Source organism: Streptomyces sp. NPDC031445, from assembly GCF_055581365.1.
Map to the genome: position 1 here is coordinate 700,165 of NZ_JBVIJO010000002.1, position 24,090 is coordinate 724,254.

The window sequence follows — 24,090 nt, forward strand, 5'->3', positions numbered from 1 at the left end:
CCGCGCGGATCGGTACGGTGGCGGACGGCCCACGCCGCGGCCTGACGTGCGTGTGAGGCGGAGCCCGGCCGTCGGCTGCCGGGTCCCGCCGGGTGGTGCCGTGGGCGGCGCCCGCCGTCGGGCACCGCTCACGTCGTCGAGCGCGTGGGGGTGCGGGCGCCCGGTGGGCCCCCGCACCCGGTACTGCTAGCCGAGCGCCTTGTCGATCGAGTCGGTCGCGGCCTTCCACGCGTCGGCGGGCTTGGTGCCCCGCTTCTCCATGTTGTTGATCTGGTTGGAGATCGTGTCCTTGATCACGCCGTCCTTCGCGCCGAGCACCGCCTCGGGGATGGACTTGGCCTCCTCGGCGTAGATCTGGCCGATGGGGGCGTCACTGAAGTACGGCAGCTTGGCGTTCTTCACGTCGGCCAGCTCGTAGGCGCCCTTGTTGGACGGGAAGACGCCGATCGCCTTGAACACCGCGGCCTGCTGCTCCGGGGCGGTCAGCCACTTGACGAGCTCCGTGGCCTCCTTGACGTGCTTGCCGCCCTTCGGGACGGCGAGGAAGGAGCCGCCCCAGTTGGCCGCGGTCGAGCCGGGGGCGCGGGAGATGTCCCACTTGCCCTTGAAGGAGTCGCCGGAGTTGACGGAGATCTGGGCGGCCATCCAGGCGGGGCAGGCCACGGTGGCCACGGTCCCCTTGCGGAGCGCCGCGGTCCAGGCGTCGGTGAACTGCGGCAGGCCCTGGGTCAGCTTCTTGTCGGCGGCCTCGGCGGCCAGGTTCCAGCCCTGCTGCACGGACGGGCTGTCCTTGTAGACCGGCTTGCCGTCGGTGTCGTAGTACTGCTTGGAGGAGGAGCTGACGACCGCGTTGTACATGGCGGACGCGGAGTCCATGAAGTAAGTGCCCGAGGGCGCCTTCTTCTTGTACTGCTCGCCGAGCTTGAGGTAGTCCTCCCAGCCGCCGGCGACGGCCTTGGCGACGGCCTCGCGGTCGCTGGGCAGGCCCGCCTTCTGGAAGAGGTCCTTGCGGTAGCACAGGGACATGGGGCCGATGTCGGTACCGGCGCCGATCACCGTGCCGTCCTTGGCGGTGGCCTGCTTCTCCTTCCAGGACACCCAGTCGCTCACGTTGATCGTCTTGCTGAGGTCGGCGAACTTGCCCGACTGGGTGTCCACGACCTCCTTGATGCGCCCGACTTCGATGCCCGTGACGTCCGCGAGGCCGCTGCCGGTGTTCAGCTGCTGAAGGAGCTTCGGGTAGTAGTCCTGCTCGTTGGCGGTGGTCTCTTCCTGGACCGTGATGTTCGGGTGCAGCTCGTGGTACTTGGCGAACAGCCCGGCCTCCTTGTAGCCGAACTGCCCGAAATCGGCCACCTTGAGGGTGATCTTCCCATTGGCGTCCGAGCTGTCCGAGTCGTCGTCACTGCTGCAACCGGTCAGCAGCAGCGCGGAGGCCGTCAGGACCGTCGTGGCCAGTGTCGCCGTTCTGCGGCCGTGACCACCGCCGGTACGGGTGATGCGCATTCCACTACTCCTTGTTCCAGTGGGCAACGGGATCTCAGGAATCGGACCGCCGGACACGGCGGTCCGGACCTGCCCTCTCGGTTCGAGCAGCGGCTAGCCAACAGCACGCGCAGTGCGATGGAAAGGTGCTGGTCAAAGGTGCGCCATGCAAGGTAGAGGGGAAGGCCATGAGTGGTTCGATCCGAACGGAAGAGAGCCCCGGTCGCCCTGTGGGACCGCTCCCACGCGGCATGCCGGAAGACTCGTTGGTGCCAGGCCGGGTGTCAAGTCTTGAAGACGCCCTTGTTGCGTAAGCGTGTTCAGCGCGTCACGTGAACGTGTCGTGCGCCGGGACGCAACCAGCCCGTCATCCAGGCGTTGCCCACGGCGTCGGAGCAGGTCACGGGCGGGACGATCGCCGCACGCGGCCAACTGCGGCCGCACCCGGACCGGTTGCCGGAATCCCTGGGTCAGAATGAATCTCCCCCGCACCGGACCACCGGAAGGTGAACGATGAGCCCTGCCGAACAGCCGCAGCCGCACAGGACCGCGGACGTCCGGCGCCCGACCCTGAACGCCGTGGCGGCACGCGCCGGCGTGGGCCGCGGCACGGTCTCGCGGGTGATCAACGGCTCCCCGAAGGTCAGCGCGCGCTCCCGGGCGGCCGTGGAACAGGCCATCGCGGAACTCGGCTACGTCCCCAACCGCGCCGCCCGCTCCCTGGCCACCCGGCGCACGGACGCGGTCGCGCTGGTCGTGCCCGACGCCGGGAACCGGCTCTTCTCCGAGCCGTACTTCTCCGGGATCATCCGGGGCGTCTCCACCGGACTCGCCGGTGCCGGGATGCAGTTGCTGCTGGTGCTCACGGGCCACGAGAAGGAGCACGGCCGGCTCGCCGCCTACCTGGCCGCCCATCGGGTGGACGGCGTCCTGATGATGGCGGTCCACGGGGACGACACCCTGCCCGACCGGCTGGAGGAACTGGCCGTGCCGACCGTGCTGGCCGGGCGGCGCAGCGACCGCGAGCGGCTCGGCCATGTCCGCGCGGACAACCGGGGCGGCGCCCGGCTCGCCGTCCGGCATCTGCTGGCGGGCGGCCGCCGGGCCATCGGCACGATCACCGGTCCGCTGGACATGGACGTGGCGCGGGCGCGGCTGGAGGGCTACCGGGAGGCGCTGCGCGAGGCCGGGGTCGCCGTCGCGGACGACCTCATCGCGGCGGGCGACTTCACCGAGGAGGGCGGGCGCGTGGCCACGCGGGAACTGCTGCGCCGGCACCCGGACCTGGACGCCGTCTTCGCCGCCTCCGACGTGATGGCCTCCGGCGCGGTGCTGGAACTGCGCGCGGCGGGGCGCCGGGTGCCGCACGACGTGGCGCTGATCGGCTTCGACGACTCGATCGTGGCCCGGCACATCGACCCCCCGCTGACCAGCGTCCGCCAGCCGCTGGAGGAGATGGGCCGCACGATGGCGAGCCTGCTGCTGGAGGAGATCGCCCACCGCGGCACCGGCCGACGGGAAGTGGTGCTCCCGACGGAACTGGTGGTAAGGGCGTCGGCTTGAGGGGGGCTCGGGGCGGCGGCTCGGGGGCGACCTGAGGCCGGGTGGCCCGAGGAGCGGGCGCCGGCCCGCGAACACGCGCGTCGGTCCGGGTGCCGCCGCCGGCATGTCGACCGGGCCCGACCCCTTTCGCCGTGGGAGCGCTCCCATGCATAATGCGTGCACTCGACCCAGGGGAGAGCCCTCATGCCCGAACCGACGACCGTGGCCTTTCCTCCCGCCTTCCTCTTCGGCGCCGCGACCTCGGCGTACCAGATCGAGGGGGCGGTGCGGGAGGACGGCCGCACCCCCTCGATCTGGGACACCTTCAGCCACACGCCGGGCAGAACGGCCGGCGGCGAGACCGGGGACATCGCCGTCGACCACTACCACCGCTACCGCGACGACGTCGCGCTCATGGCGGAGCTGGGCCTGACCGCGTACCGCTTCTCCGTCTCCTGGTCCCGGGTGCAGCCGACGGGCCGGGGGCCGGTGGTCCAGCGGGGCCTGGACTTCTACCGCCGGCTGGTCGACGAGCTGCTGGCCCGGGGCATCACCCCGGCGCTCACCCTCTACCACTGGGACCTGCCGCAGGAGCTGGAGGACGCGGGCGGCTGGCCGCACCGCGACACCGCGTTCCGGTTCGCCGAGTACGCCCAGTTCGTCGGCGAGGCGCTGGGCGACCGGGTGGAGCAGTGGATCACCCTCAACGAGCCCTGGTGCAGCGCCTTCCTGGGCTACGCCTCCGGGGTGCACGCCCCCGGCCGGACCGACCCGGCGGCCTCGCTGCGCGCGGCCCACCACCTCAACCTGGGGCACGGGCTGGCCGTTTCCGCCCTGCGCACGGCGATGCCGGCCGGCAACCGGATCGCGATCAGCCTCAACTCCTCCGTCGTCCGGCCCCTTTCCCAGGACCCGGCCGACCTCGCCGCGGCCCGCCGGATCGACGACCTGGCCAACGGCGTCTTCCACGGGCCGATCCTGCACGGGGCGTACCCGTCGTCGCTGCTGGAGGCCACGCGCTCGGTGACCGACTGGTCGCACGTCCTGGACGGCGACGTCCGCACGATCAACGCCCCGCTGGACGCGCTCGGCCTGAACTACTACACCCCGACGCTGGTCTCGGCCGCTTCCGGCGGGGCCGAGGGCCCCCGGGCCGACGGCCACGGCTCCAGCGACCACTCGCCCTGGCCGGCCGCCGACGACGTCGTCTTCCACCAGACCCCCGGGGACCGCACGGAGATGGGCTGGACGATCGACCCGACCGGCCTGTACGACCTGCTCATGCGCTACACGCGCGAGGCGCCCGGCCTGCCCCTCCACATCACCGAGAACGGCGCGGCCTACGACGACAAGCCCGGCCCCGACGGCCAGGTGCACGACCCCGAGCGCATCGCCTACCTGCACGCCCACCTCGCGGAGGTGCGCCGCGCCATCACCGACGGCGCCGACGTGCGCGGCTACTACCTGTGGTCCCTGCTGGACAACTTCGAGTGGGCGTACGGGTACGGCAAGCGGTTCGGCGCGGTCTACGTGGACTACGCCACGCTGGAGCGGACGCCGAAGTCGAGCGCGCGGTGGTACGGGGAGGCGGCGCGGACGAGGGTGCTGCCTCCGGTGCGCGCGGGGGCCTGATAGGGGGCGGCGCGACTACTTGTACGCCCCGAACGCCTTGGAGAAGGCGAACGGTTCCTGGGTGACGGAGCTGCACGTGGCGTCGGCGGTGGGCTTGGTGCCGCCGGCGCACTGCTTGTCGCGGGTCGCCGACCACATCGACAGCCAGCCGAGCCCCTTGGAGCGGGCGAAGTTCACCAGCTGGGTGGCGTCGTCGGCCTTGAACACCTCCGAGGAGACGTCGTTGACGCCGATCATCGGGGTGACGGCGACGGCCTTCCAGGCGGCGGAGTCGGACAGTCCCAGCACGCTCTTGACCTGGGCCTGGGTGGCGGTCGCGGCCTGCTCGGCATAGGTGCCCATGTCGCCGCTGTACGAGGCGCCGTAGTCCATCGCCATGATGTTGACGGTGTTGATCCGCACGCCGTTGGACCTGGCGTTGGCGAGGAGGTTCACGCCGTCCTGGGTGAGGCCCTCGGGCATCACCGGGAGGGTGAAGGAGACGTCCAGGCCGGGGTGTTGCGCCTGGAGCTTGGCGATGGCCTGGGCTCGCCGGGTGTTGGCGGCGGTGTTGGGCAGCGCGCCGCCCTCGACGTCGAAGTCGACCTTGGTCAGCCGATACGCGTCGACCGCCTTGCCGTAGGCCGCCGCCAGCGCGTCCGCGGAGGAGCAGGTGGTGGCCAGCTCGGAGCCGGAGGCGCCGCCGAAGGAGACCCGGACGTCACCGCCCTTGGCGCGCAGCGCGCCGATCTGCGCGGCCACGGCGTCACCGGTGAGGTCCGTGACCCCGCCCCACTTGGGGGTGCAGCCGCCGCCGTCGGTGAGGAAGGCGAGGTTGTAGGTCTTCACGCCGGTCGCGTCGGCGGCGCCGAGGAGGTCGAAGGCCGGGTAGAGGCTGGTGTCGACGTAGGGGGCGAAGCCGGCGGACACGGTGGAACCGGAGGCGGTGCCGCCGGTGGGGGTGGGGGTCGCGCTCGCGGTGGGGGTCGAGGTGGGTGTGGAGGTGGGAACCGTGGTCGGCGACTGGGTGGGCTGCGTCGGCCGGCCGCTGGGCTCGGGGGTCGCTCCGCCGTCCGCGGAACACCGCGCGTCGTCGATGCGGCAACCGGCCGGGTCGCCGCTGCCGTTGACCACGAAGCCGACGGTCACCGACTTGCCCGGGGCCAGGCCGTCGGTGTCCCAGGTGGCGGGCTTCACCGTGACGTGCTGACCGCTGACGCTGGACTCGCCGTTCCACAGGGAGCCGAGCCTGGCGCCCGCCGGCAGGTCGAACTCCAGCGTCCAGGTCTTCTCGGTCCGGCCGGTGTTGTTGGTGACGACGTACTGGGCGGTGTAGCCCGTGGACCAGTCACTGGTCCTGGTGTACGCGGCGTTCACCCCGGCCGCGTTGGCGGTGCCGGTGAGCAGGACCGCTCCGCCGCCGATCACGGCCGCGGCCACCAGGCCGCCTATCGCCTTGTTCCTGCCACTGATCCTGCGCCGGTGCGTGCTCATGCGGGTGTGCCTGCCTTCGCTGTCCACGGGGTGGGGTGCGGCAGCACGCTAGCGATCAGGAAAGGGGCAATCCGCTTGTTCGGGACGCCCGTCGCCGGCCTTAGGGTTCGCTTAAGGCAGCGCTCGGGAGCGGTTAAAGGCGGCGACCGATTTGCCCGGTCGGCGTCTTCGCACGGCGCTCCGCTGTCCGCGTCCCCCCGGCTTCCGCGCGTCCAGCGGGAACCAGATCCGCACCTCGGTGCCGCCCAGCACCGAGGAGCCGATGCGGACGTCACCGCCGGTGGACTCGGCGAGCCGGCGGACGATGTCCAGGCCCAGGCCGGTCGAGCCGGGGTGCCCGGAGCCCCGGCCGCGGGCCATCGCCGCCTGGGGGTCGGCTATGCCGGGGCCCGCGTCGGAGACGAGCACGATCACCGCGTCCTCCCCGTTGTGCACGTCGACCGCGAAGGCGGTGCCCTCGGCGGTGTGCCGGAAGACGTTGCCCAGCAGGGCGTCGAGCGCGGCGGCCAGGTCGGCGCGGGCCAGGGGTACGCGCACCGGCCGGTCGACGCCGGCCACACGCCACGTGCGGCCCTCGTCTTCCGCCAGCGCGGACCAGAACTCCATGCGTTCGCGGACCACTTCGGCCGCGTCACAGCCCGCGCCGGGTCCGACGGCGGCCGTCTGCGGCTTGGCCTCGCGGGCCGTCCGGATGATGGTGTCCACCTCGCGCTCCAGCTGGGCGACGGCCTCCCGGGTCTGCTCGGCGGCGGGCCCGGCACCGAGGGAGGCCGCGTTCAGCCGGAGGACGGTGAGCGGGGTGCGCAGCCGGTGCGAGAGGTCGGCGGCCAGTTCCCGTTCGTTGGCGAGGAGCTGGACGACCTGGTCGGCCATGGAGTTGAACGCGACGGCGGCCAGCCGGAGTTCGGTCGGACCGTCCTCGGGCACCCGGGCGCCCAGCTTGCCCTCGCCCAGCTCGTGCGCGCCCTCGACGAGCCGCCGCGCGGGCCGCACCATGCGCACCCCGAGCCGGTCGGCGACCGCGACCGAGCCGACGATCAGCGCGAGGCCGACGGCCGCGAGCACCGCCCAGGCCGTGCCGACGCCGTGGGTCACCTCGGACTCGGGGACGTACACCTCGACCACGGCTATCGCCCCGGAGCCGAGCGCGACCGGCTGGAGCAGGGCGGAGCCGCCGGGCACGGTGGTGGTGGAGGCGCGGCCGAGTCGTCGTACGGCCTCGATGTCGCGTCCCGCGGCGCGCCGGCGGCCGAGGTCGAGCGCGGGCCGGCCGCCCTCGGCGGGCAGGTGGACCGCCGGCCCGGAGTCGGCGCCGGCCGAGGCCACCACCCGCTCCAGCTGGTCCCGGTCGGTGGTGATGGACAGCGCGGGCGCGACCGCCGCGGCCTGCCGCTCGGCATTGGAGAACGCGCGGTCGCGGGCCATCTCCTTGACGACCAGGCCGAGCGGCACGGCGAAGGCGACCACGACCATCGTGGTGACCGCGAGGCAGACCTTGACCAGGGCCCATCTCATCGCGGGGCCCGCCCGGCCTCCCCGTCGAAGGGCGGTTCGAGCTTCACCCCGACGCCCCGCAGCGTGTGCAGGTAGCGCGGCCGGGCGGCCGTCTCCCCCAGTTTGCGGCGCAGCCAGGACAGGTGGACGTCGATGGTCTGGTCGTCGCCGTAGGACTGCTGCCAGACCTCGGCGAGGAGTTCCCTGCGCGGGACGACGACGCCCGGCCGCCCGGCCAGGAAGGCCAGCAGGTCGAACTCGCGGCGGGTGAGGTCGAGCCGGGCCCCGTCCAGCTCGGCCTGCCGGCGCAGCGGGTCGACGGTCAGGCCGCCGACGCGGAGCACGGCCGGGGGCGGGGCCTCGCCGCCGGCACGGGCCCGGCGCAGCACTGCGGCGATCCGGGCGGAGAGGTGTTCGACGGAGAACGGTTTGGTCAGGTAGTCGTCCGCCCCGGCGTTCAGCAGCCGGACGATCTCCGTCTCGTCGTCCCGGGCGGTGGCGATGATGACGGGCACGTCGGTGATGCCGCGCAGCATCTTCAGGGCCTCGGAGCCGTCCAGGTCGGGCAGTCCGAGGTCCAGGATGACCAGGTCGAAGCGGAAATGGGCGACCTCGCGCAGCGCCTCCAGCGCCGTACCGACGCTGCGCACGGTGTGTGCGGCGTCGGTCAGGTGCCGGATGAGCGCCGAGCGTACGAACTGGTCGTCCTCGACCACGAGCACACTTGCCATGCGCCGCACCGTACGCCATGCGGACGGCACCGGCCGGTCGCCTGTGGACAACTCGGGGCATGTGCGAACGGCGGTGCCCCTGGGGCAGTATGGCCCGCGATGCGCAGAGGACTCGTACACGTACTGGCCTGGCTGCTCGCGACCGGGGCGGCGGTCACGCTGTCGTGGTGGGGTGTCCACACGGTGATGGCGGGGACGGCGTACGACCCGCCGCGCGCGCTCGCGGTCACGGCCGCCGGCGCGGACCCCCGGGACGCGAGGTCCGCGTCCGGGTCGCCCTCCGCGTCGCCGGACCCGTCCCGCGAGCGGCCGGTCCGGCCGACGGCGACGCCCGCGCCCGCGCGCACGCCGGCCCGCACACCGTCTCCGCCCCCGTCCCCGTCCTCGTCCTCGTCCTCGTCCCCCACCGCGACCGCCACCGCGTCCGGCCGGGTCAGGTCCTACGACACCGACGGCGGCCGGGCGGTGTTCGACCTGCGGGCGGCCGACGCCGCGCTGGTGTCGGCGACCCCGGCGACGGGCTGGTCGATACAGGTGTGGAAGACGGAGAGCTGGATCCGCGTGGAGTTCGGCCGGGGCGCGGACCGGGTGTCGGTGTTCTGCACCTGGCACGACGGGCCGCCGCGGGTCGAGGTCGGCACGTACTGACCCGCCTGAGCGTGGTCGGGGCGCGGGGACGGCCTGCACGGTGCCGCCTGCGGGGGGCTTCCTAGCGGAACACCGAGGGCGGTGGTGCCGGGGAGGCCACCGCGGCCTCGTCCGTCACGGGCACCGCGCCTCCGGTGAAGTCGGTGAGCCGCCTGCCGTGTTCGACCCGGCCGGGGTGCGGGTCGGAAGCGGCGCGGCGGGTGAGTTCGGCGAGCGGCAGCGGGAGGTCGGAGGCGACCAGGACCGCGTTGCCGAAGCGCTTGCCGCGCAGCACGGCCGCGTCGGCGATCAGCGCGAGTTCGGCGAACCGGGCGGCGGCGGTGGCGATCTGGCCGCGCAGGTGCGCGAGCGGAGGGCCGTCGGCGAGGTTGGCCGTGTAGACGCCGGAGGGCTTCAGGGCGCGCCTGACCTCGTCCAGGAACTCGGTGGAGGTGAGGTGGGCGGGGGTGCGGGCGCCGCTGAAGACATCGGCGACGACCAGGTCGGCCCAGCCGTCCGGCACCTTGGCGAGCCCCGCGCGCGCGTCGGTGGCCCGCACCCGGATGCGCGCGCCCGGGTCCAGCGGCAGCTCCCGGCGGACGAGTCGCACCAGGGTCTCGTCCCGCTCCACGACCTGCTGGGTGGAGCGGGGCCGGGTCGCGGCGACGTACCGGGCGAGGGTGAGCGCGCCGCCGCCGAGGTGGACGGCGTGCACGGGCTTGCCGGGCGGGGCGGCGAGGTCGATGACGTGACCGAGGCGGCGCTGGTACTCGAAGGACAGGTACGCCGGGTCGTCCAGGTCGACGTGCGACTGGGGCGCGCCGTCGATCAGCAGCGTCCAGGCCCGCGCGCGATCCGGGTCGGGGACGAGCTGGGCGAGCCCGCCGTCGACCGGCTCCTCGACCGCTGCCGCGGCCGACCCGCGCCGTGTGCTCCTCGACCTGCCCATCCCCCCATTTTCGCAGCCGCCGGGGGCAGGCGCGTCACCGGCAGTTGTCGGCCGCCTCGATCAGGCGGGCCGCCTCGCCGAGGGCCCGGCGCAGGACCACCGGGTCGGTGGCGAGGTCCGCCTCGCCGGGCGGCAGCAGCCAGTCGGAGCCCTCCACCGGCGGCCCGGGGTTCAGCCGCAGCCCGCGGCCGTCGGTCTCGGTGCAGGTGCTGCCCGGCACGTCCCAGCCGGCGGCCGTACCGGCCGGCACCAGGAAGCCGAGCGTGCCGCAGCCGTCGTCGTGCAGCACGGGCCCGACCGCGTCCGCCGCGCCCCGCCGCAGGATGTCGACCGCCTCCAGCCCCTGGCGGGTCGGTACCGTGACGAGGTCGCATCTCGCGTCACCTCCCCCGCACGCGGACGACGACGGCGACGTACAAGGATCGTTGCTCTGGCTGGTCTCCATGCCGGCCTCCACCACACAGCCCTGTTGCGGTCCATGGAGTCCAACGCGCGGACCCGTCAACGGCAACGGCACAAGTGCGCCGCAAAGGATGGCACTTCATGGCAGATAGTGCATGAGATATCCGGTTTGTAGCCAAACACCGCGTGGCGGGTCGTGCACAGCGGGTACGTTCATGCCCGCCGGAACCAGGTCGGCACACGGGCAACTCGTCCCGGAAGCGACCGGGTCCCGGCGTGGTTCGACGGTTCGCACGAGAGGACCCGGCCATGGCGTCGTCAACCGTGACCTCGTCCCAGCCCGAACGGCCACCGCGGCCGAACCTCGCCTTCCGGCAGCTGCGCGGCCGGCGCTCACCGGCGGAGTTCGCGGCCCTGGTACGGCGGGCCGCGCGCGAGATCGGTGAGCGGGTGAGCTGTGACGCGCGCTACATCGGCAGGGTCGAGGCGGGCGAGATCCGCTGCCCCAACTACGCGTACGAACGGGTGTTCCTGCACATGTTTCCCGGCCGCACGCTCACCGACCTCGGCTTCGCGCCCCGCTCGTCCGTCCGCGGACGCGCGGCGCGTACGGCGGTGGAGACGGCCCCCGCGCCGCGGGTGCCCGGTGAGTCCCGCGGGGCCGCGCAGCCGTATGTCTCCGGTGCGGCCCCCGGATCACGCGACACGCGGGACGCGCGGGAACGGGGCCCGCGTGCGCCGCGCCTGCTGTACGAACCGCACGAACCGTTTGCGAAAGACCCCCTGAACCACGAGGAGAGCGACGTGCTGCGTCGCGCATTCATGACCGGCGGAGGCGCCACCGTGGCCGCCGCCACGCTGGCCCCGCTGGGGCTCACCACCGGCGCCACGGCGGCGGAACGGCCGCTGCGGCGCGCCGGCGCCTCCGAGGCCGCGGCGCTGGAGGAGGCCGTCCGCCGCATCCGGCTGCTCGACGACCGGCACGGCGCGGACGGGCTCTACCGGCGCGCGGCGGCTCCGCTGCGCGCGGCGTACGAGCTGCTCGACGCCGGCGCGACCCGGCAGACCACCGCCGACCGGCTGCACGCGGGCGCCGGTGAACTCGCCATCTCCGTCGGCTGGCTGGCCCATGACTCCGGCCGCTTCGACGACGCCCGCTCGCACTACGCGGAGGCGCTGGCCACCGCCCGGATGACCGGCGATCCGGCGCTGGAGGCGCACGCCTTCTGCAACACGGCGTTCCTTGCCCGGGACGCCGGGCGCCCCCGGGAGGCGGTACGGGCCGCGCAGGCCGCGCAGCGCGCCGCCCGGCCGCTCGGCTCGGACCGGCTGATGTCCCTGCTGGCGCTGCGCGAGGCGGGCGGCTGGGCGGGGCTCGCCGACCGCACCGGGTGCGCGCAGGCGCTGGCCCGGGCGCACGCCCTGTTCGAGCGGGGCCGCTCGGACGCCGACCCGGAGTGGATGAGCTTCTACGGGGAGGCCGAGCTGGAGGGGCTGGAGGCCCAGTGCTGGTCCACGCTGGGCGACTGGCGGCGGGCCTCCCGGCACGCGCGGCGGGCGGCGCGCCTTCAGGACCCCCACTTCACGCGGAACATCGCGCTGTACACCGCGGAGCTGGCCGACGACCTCGCCCGCGAGGGGCGTCCCGACGAGGCGGCGGAGGCGGGGCTGCGGGTGCTGGCGCTGCTGGACCAGGTCCAGTCCTCCCGCATCCAGACGATGCTGGCCGGGACGGCGCGGGTGCTGCTGCCGCACCGGCGGGCGTCGGGGGTGTCGGAGTTCCTGGACCGCCACGCGTCCGTGCCACGGCGGGTGTAGCGGGTGGTGCGCTGCGGGGTCGGGGCCGGCGTGGCTACCGGTCCGCGGACCGGCGGCAGGCGCGCGGCGTCCCGGTCCGGTCGACGCGGACGGCGGCCGCGCCCGCGCGGCGGAGCCGCACACCGCTGCGGCGCCGTCCCCGGGCACCTCACCGGGCGGGGCCCGGCGGCACCCGCCCGGCCGGCCCCGCGCCGGGCACGCCGTCAGCCCGCCAGGTGCCCCGTGTCGTTCCAGCTCTCGACGGCCGGTTCCCCGTAGGCCCAGCCCAGTACCGACAGCGACGTGGGGTTCAGCCGTATCCGCGCCGCGAAGTCCAGCGGCAGCCCCAGCCACCGCGCCCCGATCGACCGCAGGACGTGCCCGTGGGCGAAGACCAGGACGTCCCGGTCGGCCGAGCGGGCCCAGGAGACCACCTCGTCCGCGCGCGCGGTGACGTCGGCGAGGGTCTCGCCCCCCGGGACCCCGTCGCGCCAGATCAGCCAGCCGGGCCGCACGGCCTGGATCTCGGCCGGGGTCATGCCCTCGTAGGCGCCGTAGTCCCACTCCATCAGCGTGTCCCACACCGTGGCACGGTCCCCGAAGCCGGCCAGTTCGCACGTCTCGCGCGCGCGTGACAGCGGGCTGGTCCGCACCTCGGCGTCCGCCAGTCCGTCCAGCGGAGCGCGGTGCAGCCGCTCGCCGAGCAGCTTGGCCCCGCGCCGCCCCTCCTCCAGCAGTGGCACGTCGGTCCTGCCGGTGTGCTTGCCGGACAGCGACCATGCCGTCTGTCCGTGCCGGGCCAGCAGAATGCGCGGTGCCATGGGGTCTCTCCGAAGGAACAAGCGGATGAACGACGGGGGAACGCACGACGGGTGGGTGCGGTCCCTCCATCATCGCGCACCCCGCTCCCAGGCAACCCGCCGGGCGATCTCCGCGTCTTCGAGCACTGACACCCACCGGGTGTGATCCCGAGCGCCCGTCCGGGGCGGAACAGGGACACCGTAAAGTGGCACGGTCGCCCGCCGGGCGCAGCCGCACAGCAGAAGGGGAAGGGCGATCGGATGCCGCAGACCGAGACACCGGGCACCGAGGTGGTCCCGCGACCCCGGCTGCGCTGGTGGACCGAGCTGCCGTTGATCGTGCTGGTCTACGGCTGTTACTCGGCCGGCCGGCTCCTCGCGCGCGGTGACGTCACCAGTGCCGTCGACCACGGCCTGGCGATCCTGCGCGTCGAGAAGGCCCTGCGCCTGAACGCCGAGCACCCGCTGAACCGGCTGTTCACGCGCGAGCCCTGGCTCGGGGTGCCGGCCGACTTCTGGTACGCCTCGCTGCACTACCTGGTCACGCCCGTGATCCTGGTCTGGCTGTTCCGCGCGCGTGCCGCGCACTACCGGGCGGCCCGCACCTGGCTGATGGGGTCCACGTTCATCGGCCTGATCGGCTTCACCCTGCTGCCGACCTGCCCGCCCCGCCTGCTCTCCGCCGGCCACGGCTTCGTGGACACGATGGCGCAGTACAGCGCGTACGGCTGGTGGGGCGGCGAGGCCAGCGCCCCGCGCGGCATGGGCGGCATGACCAACCAGTACGCGGCGATGCCGAGCCTGCACGTGGGCTGGGCGCTGTGGTGCGGTGTGATGCTGTGGCGGCACGGCGGCACGCGCCTGACGAAGGTCCTCGGTGTCGTCTACCCGCTGGTGACCGCGCTGGTGGTCATGGGCACCGCCAACCACTACTTCCTGGACGCCGTCGCGGGCGTGGCCGTGATGGGCGTCGGCCTGCTGCTGGCGCCGCGGCTGCTGGGGGCGGCGGACCTCGTGCGGACCCGGCTGTCCCGCCGTACCGCACCGGTCCCGCAGACCGCGGGTTCCCCGATTGTCAGTGCCGGATGCCAGACTTCGGCGGGTGAGCGAATTCCACGGCAGCGCGAGTCGCGGCTCGACCCCGCGGCCGGACCGGACGCCTCCCCCAGCGACGCGGGCGAAGGGGCTCCGGCACCGGCTCGCTGAGCTGCGCGGTCCCGACGTACCGGCCAAGGCCCTGGACGCCCGCGCCCTCGCGGCGCTGGCCGCGAACCCGGGCTGTTCCCGGCGGGCGATCCTGGACGGCGCCGGGGTGGACAAGGCCCGGCTGGCCGGTGCGCTGGGCGCGCCGGCCGGCTTCGGGCAGTCGCAGTTCGCGCTGACCCGGGGCAACGCGTTCGAGGCGCGGGTCAAGGCGGACGGCGGCGCCGAACTGCTGCGGCTGGCGCACGCCCTGCTGGACCCCGGCGCCGAACCGCCCGCCACGGCGGCCGTGCCCGATCTGACCGCGCACGGCCCCGAGGGGCGCACGGCGCGTACGGCGCTGGCGCTGCGCGAGGCCGTGCGGGCCGGCGGCTGGACGCTGCTGGACCATCCGATGCTCGCCCTGGACGTGGCCGGTTCACTCGCCTTCCTGGAGCCGGACGCGGTCGTGGTGCACCCGGACGGCGGCTGGTCGGTGGTGGAGATCAAGTCCTTCCCGATGGTGGACGGCGCGGCGGACCCGGCGAAGGTGGGCGCGGCGGCCCGCCAGGCCGCGGTGTACGTGCTCGCCCTGGAGGAGGTCGCGCAGCGTCTCGGCGCTGAGCCGGAGGGGCCCGCCCCGGCAGGCGCTCCGGTGCCGCGGGTGCGCCACGAGGTGCTGCTGGTGTGCCCGAAGGACTTCTCCAACCTGCCCGCGGGCTCCGCCGTGGACGTCCGCAAGCAGCGCGCGGTCACCGCCCGCCAGCTGGCCCGGCTCACCCGCGTCGAGGAGATCGCCGACGCGCTGCCCGAGGGCACGTGCTTCGCGCCCGACCTGCCCGCCGAGGAGCTGACGGCGGCCGTGGAGGCGGTGCCGGCGACGTACGCGCCCGAGTGCCTGTCCGCCTGCGAGCTGGCCTTCCACTGCCGGGAGCGGGCCCGCGCGAGCGGCGCGGTCACCCGGCTCGGCCGGCCGCTGCGGGCCGAGCTGGGCGGGCTGGCCACGGTCGAGGAGGTCCTGGCGGCGGCCCACGGCGAGCGCGGCGACCCGGACGACCCGGCGGTGGCCGCGCTGCGCCGGGCGGCGGCCCTGCGCGCGGAGGCGCTGCGCGAGGCGCGGGAAGCCGGAGAGGCCCGTGAGGCGGCCGCGGCGAGCGAGGCGGTCCCGTGTCCCTGATCACCACCCTCGCCCGGCTGGAAGCCGTCGGCACGGGCCGGGCGCAGCCCGCCGCGACCGTCCGGCACCGGCACCTGTCCGACCACCCGCTGGTGTTCGTGCCGCTCACCACGGCCGGTGAGACGGGCGCCCCGCTCGGCGCGCTGGTCGGCACCGACCGGGACACGCCCCGGCTGCTGGTCGTGCCGCAGCCCCGGGACCGCGATCTGCGCTTCACGTTCCTCGCCGACCTGGCCGACGTCGTCCTGCCCTACATCGACGCGTACGCCGCTTCCGTGGAGGCGGCTGAACGCACCGAGACCGACCCGGAGACCGGCAAGCGGGTCAAGGTGGCGGCCGAGCTGTGCGCGGACGCGCCCCAGCTGATCGTGCCGAGCCGCACGGGCCTGGACCTCGTACGGCTGCTGGGCCGCTCGATGCGGTTCCGGCGCACCGCCGAGCAGGACCCGGACGCGCCCTATCCGGCGCCGCCCCGGGTGCCGCTGCTCGGCCGCTGGCTGACCCACTACGGCGAGCGGGCCCGGGTCCCGGGCTCCTCGCTGCTGCTGGCCCTGACCGATGTGCTGTCCCGGCACTGGGCGACCGGCCAGTCCGGCCTGGAGGACGAGCACCTGGGCGCGCTGCTGGCCTGGATCGACCCCCCTAAGGGCCTGACCGGCGCCGAGGCGGCCCGCCGGGCCGAACTCGCCAGGGACGCCGACGGCCAGCTGCTGTGCCCGCCGGCCGGCCCCGCCACCGACCCGGCGTTCGACAACAGGCTGCTGGCCCCGGCGATCGAACGCTACGACCGCGCGCGGACGGCCCTGGCCGCCGCCGAGGACCCGCTGGAGGCCGACGAGCGGCTGGCCGCGCTCGGCCGGGCCGAGCGGGAGGTCCGCGACCTGGTCGAGAGCCGTACCCGGCCCACCTGGGACGCGGTGTGGCACGGGCTGGACCTGCTGCGGGCGCTGCCGGAGGGCGCGCACGTGGAGGGGCGCTGGACCCGGGACCGCTGGTCGTTCACCGGGCACCGGGACCGGGTGCTGGCCGGTGAGCCGCCGCAGCCGCGCCGGGACGACGCGGTGACGGCGGCGAACAAGCTGGCCACGCGCGAGCGTGAGCAGGCCCGGCTGGAGGCGCAGGAGGCGCTGGACGACCCGCTGGTGATGGCGGGGCGGCGGCTGGCCGGAGAGGCGTTCGCGGGCGAGGTGACCGACGTCGTGATGGCGTACAGCGAGGGCAAGCGGCCCGGCCCGCGCCCGCTGGTGACGGTCCGCACCGAGGACCGGCCGCATCTGGCCCAGCGGGCGAAGGTGTACCGCTCGCTGGGCGGCAGGCCGCAGTCGGCGGAGTTCGTCGGTCAGGAGGCCGACGGCGTGCTGGTCCTGCGCGTCCTGGACAAGATGGGCCGCGGGAAGGAGCCGGAGCCCGGATCGGTGCCGGAGAAGGGCGACCGGGTCTGCTTCACCCTGTTCGAGCACGAGCAGCGCGGCGGCGCGAAGCTGCCCGACCCGGAGGAGACCCCGTGGACGCACGGCGGCCCGCCGGGCGAGCCGGCGCCGGAGGCCCCCGACACCGTGACCGAGGAGGACGTGCTGTGACCACCGTCGACTTCGATCCCGGAGCCGCGGCCGGCCGCGCCACCGACGCGATCCTCCACGACACGCTGCACGGCGCGGAGCGGGGCGTGGTCGTGGACTCGCCGCCGGGCGCCGGCAAGTCGACGCTGGTGGTCCGCGCGGCCCTGGAACTCGCCGACGCGGGACGCCCGCTGATGGTGGTGGCCCAGACGAACGCCCAGGTGGACGACCTGGTCCTGCGCCTGGCCGAGAAGAACCCGGAGCTGCCCGTCGGCCGTCTGCACAGCAGCGACACGGACGCGTACGACGCGGCGCTGGACGCCCTGCCGCAGGTCCGTACGTCGGCGAAGGCGGCGGACCTGAACGGGCTGCCGGTGGTCCTGTCCACGGCCGCCAAGTGGGCGCACGTGAAGGTGGACGAGCCCTGGCGGCACGCGATCGTGGACGAGGCGTACCAGATGCGCTCCGACTCCCTGCTCGCCGTGGCCGGCCTGTTCGAGCGGGCGCTGTTCGTGGGCGACCCGGGCCAGCTGGACCCGTTCTCCATCGTCGGCAGCGAGCAGTGGGCCGGTCTGTCGTACGACCCCTCGGCCTCGGCGGTCACCACCCTCCTGGCCCACAACCCGGACCTCCCCCAGCACCGTCTGCCGGTCTCGTGGCGCCTTCCGGCCTCGGCGGCCCCGCTGGTCTCGGACGCGTTCTACCCGTACACCCCGTTCCGCAGCGGCACGTCCCACGGGGACCGCCGGCTGGCCTTCGCCGTCCCCTCCGACGGCTCCGGCCCGGACCGGGTGATCGACGAGGCCGCGGAGTCCGGCTGGGGCCTGCTGGAACTGCCCGCCCGGCACACCCCGCGCACGGACCCGGAGGCGGTGCGGGCGGTGGCGGCGGTGGTCCGCCGGCTGCTGGACAGGGGCGGCGCGGCCACGTCCGAACGCGCGCCGGACCCCGCTCCCCTCACGGCCGACCGCATCGCCGTGGGCACGGCCCACCGCGACCAGGCGGCGGCGATCCGCGCGGCCCTGACCGACGTCGGCGTCCCGGACGTGACCGTCGACACCGCGAACCGTCTCCAGGGCCGTGAGTACGACATCACGGTCGTGCTGCACCCGCTCTCCGGCCGCCCCGACGCCACCGCCTTCCACCTGGAGACGGGCCGCCTGTGCGTCCTGGCCTCCCGCCACCGCCACGCCTGCATCATGGTCTGCCGCGCCGGGGTGACCGACCTGCTGGACGACTACCCCTCCACGGAACCGGTCCAGCTGGGAACGCTCGTGAAGTTCCCGGACGGCTGGGAGGCGAACCACGCGGTCCTGTCCCACCTCACAGAACACCGCATCACCTGGCACCCCTGAGCACCGCCCCGCCGCCTCTTCCCGCCCGGAGGGAATAAGCGGGGACTGTCTCCTGTTATGCATTGGAGGACAGCTCACGCTCGCATCAGGAGGCGCACACCGTGTCGGCAGACGAGGCAGACGAGATCCGGGGCGCCGCGCTCGGCACCGCCCCCGCCCCCCTCTCCGTACTGGACCTGGTGACCGTCGGCGCGGGCAGTACCGCCACCGACGCCCTGCGCACCAGCGTCGCGCTCGCCCGGTTCACGGAGTCCCGCGGCTTCCACCGGTACTGGGTCGCCGAGCACCACTCCATGCCCGGTGTCGCCTCCTCCTCCCCCGCCGTGATCCTCGCCCACCTCGCCGCCCACACCGACCGCATCCGGCTCGGCTCGGGCGGCGTCATGCTGCCCAACCACGCCCCGCTGGTGATCGCCGAGCAGTTCGGCACGCTGGAGGCGCTGGCCCCGGGCCGGGTCGACCTGGGCCTCGGCCGGGCGCCGGGCACGGACGGGGCGACGGCCGCGGCCCTGCGCCGTACCGACACCCTCAACGAGGGCGCCGACGACTTCCCTCAGCAGCTCGCGGAGCTGACCCGGTTCCTGGACGACGACTTCCCGGACGGGCACCCGTACCGCCGCATCCACGCGATCCCGGGACCCGTCCAGGGCAGCGCCCCCGGCGGGGTCCAGTCCCCGCACCGGCCGCCGGTCTGGCTGCTCGGTTCCTCCGGCTTCAGCGCCCGCCTGGCCGGCCTGCTCGGCCTGCCGTTCGCCTTCGCGCACCACTTCTCCGCGCAGAACACCATCCCGGCGCTCGACCTGTACCGGGAGACCTTCCGGCCCTCCGGCGTCCTCTCCGAGCCGTACGCCCTCATCGGCGTCTCCGCCCTCGCCACGGACGACGAGCGGGAGGCCCGCCGGCAGAGCCGGGCGATGGCGCTGAACATGATCCGGCTGCGCACCGGCCGCCCCGGCCTGTTCCCCGACCCGGAGGAGGCCGAGCGGCACGAGTTCAGCCCGATGGAGGAGGAGTTCGCCGCCTCCTGGACGGCCAACATCGTGCAGGGCACGGCCGACGAGGTCCGCGCCGGACTGGACGACCTGCACAAGCGCACCGGCGCCGACGAACTGATGATCACCTCGCACGCGCACCGCGGTGAACTCCGCCTGCGCTCCTACGAGCTGATCGCGGACGCCTACGGCTTGCCGACCGCGTAGGACTGCGCCCCCAGCAGCTCGGAGATACGATCCGGCGGCACCGGGCGGGAGTACAGCCAGCCCTGCCCGGTGTCGCAGCCGATCCGGCGCAGCCGGGTGGCCTGGGCGGAGGTCTCCACGCACTCCGCGGTGACCGTCAGACCGAGCCGGTGGGCGAGCTGGATCATCGCCTCCACGATGACCTCGTCGGCCGGGTTGGGGGCGATGGCCTTCTTGTCGCCGTCGTACTGGAAGCCCCGCACGAAGGAGCCGTCCAGTTTCAGCGTGGAGACCGGCAGCCGGCTGAGGTAGGCGAGGTTCGAGTAGCCGGTGCCGAAGTCGTCGATGGCGATGCGCACGCCCATGTCGCTGAGGGCCTGGAGGGCCTGGAGCGGGCGTCCGGCCGAGCCCATCACCGCCGACTCGGTCAGCTCCAGCTGGAGCAGCTGCGGGGCGAGTCCGGTCTCGGCGAGGATCTCCGCCACGTCGGCCACCAGGTCCGAGTCCCACACCTGCCGTACGGCGACGTTGACGCTGACGAAGATGGGCGGTTCGCCGGGACGGTCCAGCTGCCAGCGGCGGGCCTGCCGGCAGGCGGTGTGCAGCGCCCAGCGGCCGAGCTGCACGATCGAGCCGTCCTCCTCGGCCAGTCCGATGAACCGATTCGGCGTCAAGGTGCCGAACTGCGGGTGGTGCCAGCGGATCAGGGCCTCGACGCCGTTGAGCCGACCGTCCTCCATGGCCACCAACGGCTGGTACTCCAGGGCGAACTCCTCGCGTTCGATGGCGGGCCGCAGGGTGGAGGACAGCGCCTGACGGGTCATGCGGTGGGCGTTGCGCTCCGGGTCGAACAGGGTCCAGCGGCCCTTGCCGTCGGCCTTCGCCCAGTACAGCGTGGTGTCGGCCGCCTGCATCAGCCCGGTGGCCGTCGTACCGGCCGCGTGCCGTTCGACGACGCCGATGGACGCGGTCAGCGACAGCCGCTGGCCGGCCAGGTCGAAGGGTTCCTCCAGCGCGTTCAGCGCGGACTCGGCGAGGTCGGCGAGCTGTTCGGTGCCGGTGGAGTCCTCCACCAGCAGGGCGAACTCGTCGCCGCCGAGCCGGGCCACCAAGGGGGTCGCCGCGCGGGCGTACCCGGTCTCGTCGGCGACCCGGGTCAGGCGTTCGGCGACGGCCGCGAGGAGCCGGTCGCCGATGCGGTGGCCGAGGGTGTCGTTGACCGCCTTGAAGCCGTCCAGGTCCAGGTAGCACAGGCCGATCCGGCCGGTGCCGCCCTCCTCGTACGACTCCGCCTCCAGCGCGGCCGTCAGGCGCTCGAAGAACAGTGTGCGGTTGGGCAGCCGGGTCACCGGGTCGTGCATCTGCAAGTGCCGCAGCCGCGCCTGGAGTTCGCGCCGGGAGCTGATGTCGGCGACCGACAGCAGCGCGCCGGGTTCGCCGGTCAGCGGGGCGACGGTGACCTGCACCCACGGCGCGTGCCCCTCGGGGTGCTTCAGCCGGCGGGTGCAGCGCAGGCGGGCCTGCCGGCCGCGCAGCACCTCCTGGTAGGCGTGCCGGGTGCGGGCGTCGGCGGCCAGGTCCACCAGGTCGGCGGCGACCCGCCCGACGAGGGTGCCGGGATCGGCGCCGAGCAGGTCGCCGAGCGCGGCGTTGGCGCTGACGACGAGCCCCTCGGGGGCCACGACCGCCATGGCGAGCGGGGCGGTCGCGAAGACACGGTGGTAGGTGGTGTAGTGACTGTCTGTGACGGCTGACCGGTCGAGGTCTGCCGCGGGCGTCGGCCCTTCGGACGTTCCGCTCACCGCTCGCTCCCGCAGTGCACTCGATCTGTGTCCGTGCCTGTCCGTGCCGGAAAGTGTGCCGATCATAGAGGCTGGCTCCGGGCCCTTCCAGCCGGTGTCCAGTGTCCCGGACCGAGCACAGGTTCTGACAGATCGTTTCTGCCCGCACCTGGACGGGTTCTTCGGGCCCCCGACCAGTTGTGACGTTCCGTGAGTGTTTCGAGGATGTCAAGCGCCGGGGCGCGCCGGGGCGCATTGGGGGCGCTCTCACCCTTCTGGTGCAGGTAAACAGGGCAAAACACACCGATTGCCAGCAATCTGGGTGCGGGTCCCGAACCGCATCCGGAGGTCACGTCCGTGCCCAAGCTGCGCAGCACCGCCGCCGTGTGCACCACGATGTCGGCGCTCGCCGCGACCTCGATCCTCGGCGGCCCGTCGGCCGCCGAGCCCTTCTCCCCGGCCCCCTGCGCCCTGCACCGCACGGAGGCCCACCACTCGGAGGGCGTGGACAGCTGGAACCCCGCCTACACCCGTCCCACCGGCGCGCTGGACGCCGTGATGATCTTCCTGTCCTTCCCGGACGCCACCCCGCGCACCACCCCCGCCGAACTCGCCGCCGACCACTTCCCGGCCACCAGCCGCTTCTACGCACAGGCGTCCTACGGCAGGTTCACCCTGCGCCCGCACCCGCTGGGGCGCTGGCTGCGCATGCCGCGCCCGTCCACGTCGTACGCCATGCGGCGGGACTGGGACGTGGAGGACCGGGCCGCCTACGTGCGCGACGCGTTCGCCGTGGCCGACAAGGAAGTCGACTTCTCGCGCTACCCGATCGTGTACCTCGTCGCCGACCCGGACGCGCCCGGGGTCGACTCGGACGCCACGAAGGTCGTCAACCTGGAGACCCCGCTGCGCGTCGACGGCACCGCTGTCCGGCGGGTCGTCACCGTGTTCGAACACCATCCGCCGGACCGGCTGGTCCTCGCCCACGAGACCGGCCATGTCTTCGACCTGCCCGACCTCTACCACCGCCCGGTCGACGGCAAGGGCGACTGGGACACCTATGTGGGTGACTGGGACCTGATGGGCAGCCAGTTCGGGCTCGCCCCCGACCTGTTCGCCTGGCACAAGTGGCGGCTCGGCTGGCTGGATCCGCGCCAGGTGGTGTGCGTGCGCGGCGCCGCGCCGGCCCGCCTCACCCTGGAGCCCCTCGAGGCCGGGCCCGGCGTGCCGGTGCCGGGGGCGGCCGACGGCCCCGGCTTCGGCCTCGGCCACGGCGTCAAACTGGCCGTGGTGCGCACCGGACCGGACAGAGCCCTCGCCTTCGAGGCGCGCGACGCGGCCGGCAACGACCGGATGTCCTGCCGGCAGGGCATCCTGGTCTACCGGGTGCGCGGCGCCGCCGAGTCCGGCGACGGCCCGATCCAGGTCGTGGACGCCCACCCGCGCACCGAGGCCTGCTGGGAGAACTCGGTCTACGCCCCGCTCGCCGACGCGCCGGTCTCCCTCGGGGAGAGCTTCACGGTGCCCGGGGAGGGGGTGAAGGTGGAGGCGGACGGGCTGACGGCCTCCGGGGCGTGGACGGTGAAGATCACGCCGGCGGTGGGTGGCTGACCGGCACCGGCTGACCGTGCGGCTGGGCGCGGTGCGCCGCGCCCCGGCCGACTCGTACACGAAAACGGCGGGCCTGGTTCTTTCGAACCGGACCCGCCGTTTCCTTCGCGTGCGCCGCCAGGGACTCGAACCCCGGACCCGCTGATTAAGAGTCAGCTGCTCTAACCAACTGAGCTAGCGGCGCCTGCTGACGTCGTAGACCTTAGCATCCTGGTCGGCGGGAGGAAAAATCGAAATCCGCACGGCCGACCGGGCCGCCCGCACGGCCGCCCAGAGCAGCACCTCGGGCCCCGGCAGCCACGGGTGCCGGGTGTCCGGGGCGACCAGCCAGCGGGCGGCACCACCGGCGTCGTCGCAGTTCAGGGGCGGGACGGTGACCGCGTCGCCGGAGCCGTGGCACAGCAGCGGCGGTACCGCGCGGGCCCGCCGGGACCCCCACTCCTCCCAGTCCAGCAGCGAGGGCAGCCGCTGGGCCGTCCCCGGGGCCGCGAACAGCAGCGTCCGCCCCCGGAACACCGCGACCGGCCCCGAGCCCGCGCCCTCGTCCCAGAGCCGGTCCAGCATGCGGCGGCCGAAGACCACGGGGGCGCTCACCACGTCGAAGACGGTGCCGCAGGGCAGGACGACCGGGGCGTCCGGGCGCTCCTCCCACAGGGCGAGGGTGCTGCGGGGGTACGTCGCCGCCGAGGCGAGCCAGGCGACGCCGTCGGCGCTGACACGGGTGACGTTCGGGGCGCTGGTCATGACACCAGGTGTACAGCGAGTGAGCGGACCGTTCTCCTGGGTTGCCGAAAACCGGGACAGCGGCGGCGGAGAGGAGTATCTTGCCCGCCTGGCATATGCCGTGCGGGTGCCCCAGGGGCAGGCCGCGGTCCGGCCGCTACACGGGATCGGCGCCGGTCCGCCCCTCGCCCTCTCCGCGCATCAGGTCCCGCCCGAACTCGACCATCTTCTTCGCGTAGTCCTCCGTCCACTCCGCCCGCTCGGCGATGTCCGCCGGGGTCAGCCGGTCGAACCGGCGCGGGTCGGCGAGCTGGGCGGCCGCGATGGCCTGGAACTCCACCGCCCGGTCGGCCGCCGCCCGAAAGGCCTGGGTCAGCTCCGTCGCCCGGGCCAGCAGCGCCCGCGGGTCGTCGATCGACTCCAGGGCGAAGAAGTGCTCGGGGTCGGCGGCCGCCTCCGCGGGCTCGAAGAGCAGGGGCGCGGGGCGTAGCCGCGGTTCGTTACGACGCGGCGTGGGCTCCGCCATGTCTTGTCTCCTCCTCGTACGGTTCGGTGGGCGCCGCCTTCAGGTGGGCCACCGTCCATTGTCCCG

The 24,090-nt window shown here is 74.1% G+C and carries 20 protein-coding genes and 1 tRNA gene; 10 read left to right on the forward strand and 11 right to left on the reverse strand.

Annotation, left to right across the window (positions count from 1 at the left end; all coding sequences use genetic code 11):
- Nucleotides 1-186: 186 nt before the first annotated feature.
- On the reverse strand, nucleotides 187-1,506 hold the full coding sequence (locus tag ACZ5DC_RS09325) for an ABC transporter substrate-binding protein (protein WP_468650953.1): 1,320 nt from the start codon (nucleotides 1,504-1,506) through the stop codon (nucleotides 187-189).
- A 492-nt stretch (nucleotides 1,507-1,998) separates the two neighbouring features.
- Between ACZ5DC_RS09325 and ACZ5DC_RS09330 the strand changes: the two genes are divergently transcribed.
- Together ACZ5DC_RS09330 and ACZ5DC_RS09335 are read left to right on the forward strand one after the other, a co-directional pair.
- The gene (locus ACZ5DC_RS09330) at nucleotides 1,999-3,048 is read left to right on the forward strand and encodes a LacI family DNA-binding transcriptional regulator (protein WP_468650955.1); all 1,050 of its coding nucleotides are present in this window, start codon (nucleotides 1,999-2,001) and stop codon (nucleotides 3,046-3,048) included.
- A 183-nt stretch (nucleotides 3,049-3,231) separates the two neighbouring features.
- On the forward strand, nucleotides 3,232-4,659 hold the full coding sequence (locus ACZ5DC_RS09335) for a GH1 family beta-glucosidase (protein ID WP_468650957.1): 1,428 nt from the start codon (nucleotides 3,232-3,234) through the stop codon (nucleotides 4,657-4,659).
- 15 nt (nucleotides 4,660-4,674) lie between these two features.
- Here ACZ5DC_RS09335 and ACZ5DC_RS09340 read toward each other — a convergent pair whose 3' ends face one another.
- From ACZ5DC_RS09340 to ACZ5DC_RS09350, 3 genes are all read right to left on the reverse strand, one after another.
- Nucleotides 4,675-6,132, reverse strand: coding sequence for a glycoside hydrolase family 18 protein (locus ACZ5DC_RS09340; RefSeq protein ID WP_468650959.1), 1,458 nt, complete (start codon nucleotides 6,130-6,132; stop codon nucleotides 4,675-4,677).
- 111 nt (nucleotides 6,133-6,243) lie between these two features.
- Nucleotides 6,244-7,647: a sensor histidine kinase gene (locus ACZ5DC_RS09345; RefSeq protein ID WP_468650961.1), complete on the reverse strand. Its 1,404-nt coding sequence runs from the start codon at nucleotides 7,645-7,647 to the stop codon at nucleotides 6,244-6,246.
- On the reverse strand, nucleotides 7,644-8,357 hold the full coding sequence (locus ACZ5DC_RS09350) for a response regulator transcription factor (protein ID WP_468650963.1): 714 nt from the start codon (nucleotides 8,355-8,357) through the stop codon (nucleotides 7,644-7,646). The genes ACZ5DC_RS09345 and ACZ5DC_RS09350 overlap by 4 nt, the downstream gene beginning before the upstream one ends.
- A gap of 99 nt (nucleotides 8,358-8,456) precedes the next feature.
- Between ACZ5DC_RS09350 and ACZ5DC_RS09355 the strand changes: the two genes are divergently transcribed.
- A complete protein-coding gene (locus ACZ5DC_RS09355; RefSeq protein ID WP_468650965.1) occupies nucleotides 8,457-9,005 on the forward strand; it encodes a hypothetical protein in 549 nt (182 codons plus the stop codon).
- Nucleotides 9,006-9,066: 61 nt separating this feature from the next.
- On the opposite strand, the gene ACZ5DC_RS09360 is transcribed toward ACZ5DC_RS09355, so the two are convergent.
- Nucleotides 9,067-9,933, reverse strand: a complete 867-nt coding sequence (locus tag ACZ5DC_RS09360) for a spermidine synthase (protein ID WP_468650967.1) — start codon at nucleotides 9,931-9,933, stop codon at nucleotides 9,067-9,069.
- A gap of 34 nt (nucleotides 9,934-9,967) precedes the next feature.
- Nucleotides 9,968-10,378: a hypothetical protein gene (locus ACZ5DC_RS09365; RefSeq protein WP_468650969.1), complete on the reverse strand. Its 411-nt coding sequence runs from the start codon at nucleotides 10,376-10,378 to the stop codon at nucleotides 9,968-9,970.
- A 266-nt stretch (nucleotides 10,379-10,644) separates the two neighbouring features.
- Here ACZ5DC_RS09365 and ACZ5DC_RS09370 point away from each other — a divergent pair, with 266 nt between their 5' ends.
- Nucleotides 10,645-12,153 (forward strand): hypothetical protein, encoded by a 1,509-nt coding sequence (locus ACZ5DC_RS09370; RefSeq protein ID WP_468650971.1) that lies wholly within the window; start codon nucleotides 10,645-10,647, stop codon nucleotides 12,151-12,153.
- Nucleotides 12,154-12,356: 203 nt separating this feature from the next.
- On the opposite strand, the gene ACZ5DC_RS09375 is transcribed toward ACZ5DC_RS09370, so the two are convergent.
- Nucleotides 12,357-12,953: a histidine phosphatase family protein gene (locus tag ACZ5DC_RS09375; protein ID WP_468650973.1), complete on the reverse strand. Its 597-nt coding sequence runs from the start codon at nucleotides 12,951-12,953 to the stop codon at nucleotides 12,357-12,359.
- A gap of 240 nt (nucleotides 12,954-13,193) precedes the next feature.
- Here ACZ5DC_RS09375 and ACZ5DC_RS09380 point away from each other — a divergent pair, with 240 nt between their 5' ends.
- From ACZ5DC_RS09380 to ACZ5DC_RS09400, 5 genes are all read left to right on the forward strand, one after another.
- Complete coding sequence (locus ACZ5DC_RS09380) at nucleotides 13,194-14,138, forward strand: phosphatase PAP2 family protein (protein ID WP_468650975.1); 945 nt, start codon at nucleotides 13,194-13,196, stop codon at nucleotides 14,136-14,138.
- Nucleotides 14,035-15,291, forward strand: a complete 1,257-nt coding sequence (locus ACZ5DC_RS09385; protein ID WP_468650977.1) for a hypothetical protein — start codon at nucleotides 14,035-14,037, stop codon at nucleotides 15,289-15,291. The genes ACZ5DC_RS09380 and ACZ5DC_RS09385 overlap by 104 nt, the downstream gene beginning before the upstream one ends.
- Complete coding sequence (locus ACZ5DC_RS09390) at nucleotides 15,282-16,871, forward strand: hypothetical protein (RefSeq protein ID WP_468650980.1); 1,590 nt, start codon at nucleotides 15,282-15,284, stop codon at nucleotides 16,869-16,871. Before ACZ5DC_RS09385 ends, ACZ5DC_RS09390 begins: the two co-directional genes overlap by 10 nt.
- Nucleotides 16,868-18,205: an AAA domain-containing protein gene (locus tag ACZ5DC_RS09395; RefSeq protein WP_468650982.1), complete on the forward strand. Its 1,338-nt coding sequence runs from the start codon at nucleotides 16,868-16,870 to the stop codon at nucleotides 18,203-18,205. Before ACZ5DC_RS09390 ends, ACZ5DC_RS09395 begins: the two co-directional genes overlap by 4 nt.
- Before the next feature lie 101 nt (nucleotides 18,206-18,306).
- Nucleotides 18,307-19,404, forward strand: coding sequence for an LLM class flavin-dependent oxidoreductase (locus ACZ5DC_RS09400; RefSeq protein WP_366750393.1), 1,098 nt, complete (start codon nucleotides 18,307-18,309; stop codon nucleotides 19,402-19,404).
- On the opposite strand, the gene ACZ5DC_RS09405 is transcribed toward ACZ5DC_RS09400, so the two are convergent.
- The gene (locus ACZ5DC_RS09405; protein WP_468650984.1) at nucleotides 19,383-21,185 is read right to left on the reverse strand and encodes a putative bifunctional diguanylate cyclase/phosphodiesterase; all 1,803 of its coding nucleotides are present in this window, start codon (nucleotides 21,183-21,185) and stop codon (nucleotides 19,383-19,385) included. The genes ACZ5DC_RS09400 and ACZ5DC_RS09405 overlap by 22 nt on opposite strands.
- A 375-nt stretch (nucleotides 21,186-21,560) precedes the next feature.
- Between ACZ5DC_RS09405 and ACZ5DC_RS09410 the strand changes: the two genes are divergently transcribed.
- A complete protein-coding gene (locus ACZ5DC_RS09410; RefSeq protein ID WP_468651291.1) occupies nucleotides 21,561-22,775 on the forward strand; it encodes a M6 family metalloprotease domain-containing protein in 1,215 nt (404 codons plus the stop codon).
- Between the two features lie 110 nt (nucleotides 22,776-22,885).
- On the opposite strand, the gene ACZ5DC_RS09415 is transcribed toward ACZ5DC_RS09410, so the two are convergent.
- The 3 genes from ACZ5DC_RS09415 to ACZ5DC_RS09425 form a co-directional block, all read right to left on the reverse strand.
- A tRNA-Lys gene (locus ACZ5DC_RS09415) sits at nucleotides 22,886-22,959 on the reverse strand.
- Complete coding sequence (locus ACZ5DC_RS09420) at nucleotides 22,950-23,519, reverse strand: bifunctional DNA primase/polymerase (protein ID WP_468650986.1); 570 nt, start codon at nucleotides 23,517-23,519, stop codon at nucleotides 22,950-22,952. The genes ACZ5DC_RS09415 and ACZ5DC_RS09420 overlap by 10 nt, the downstream gene beginning before the upstream one ends.
- A 136-nt stretch (nucleotides 23,520-23,655) precedes the next feature.
- Nucleotides 23,656-24,024, reverse strand: a complete 369-nt coding sequence (locus ACZ5DC_RS09425; RefSeq protein WP_366750390.1) for a hypothetical protein — start codon at nucleotides 24,022-24,024, stop codon at nucleotides 23,656-23,658.
- Between the last annotated feature and the right edge of the window lie 66 nt (nucleotides 24,025-24,090).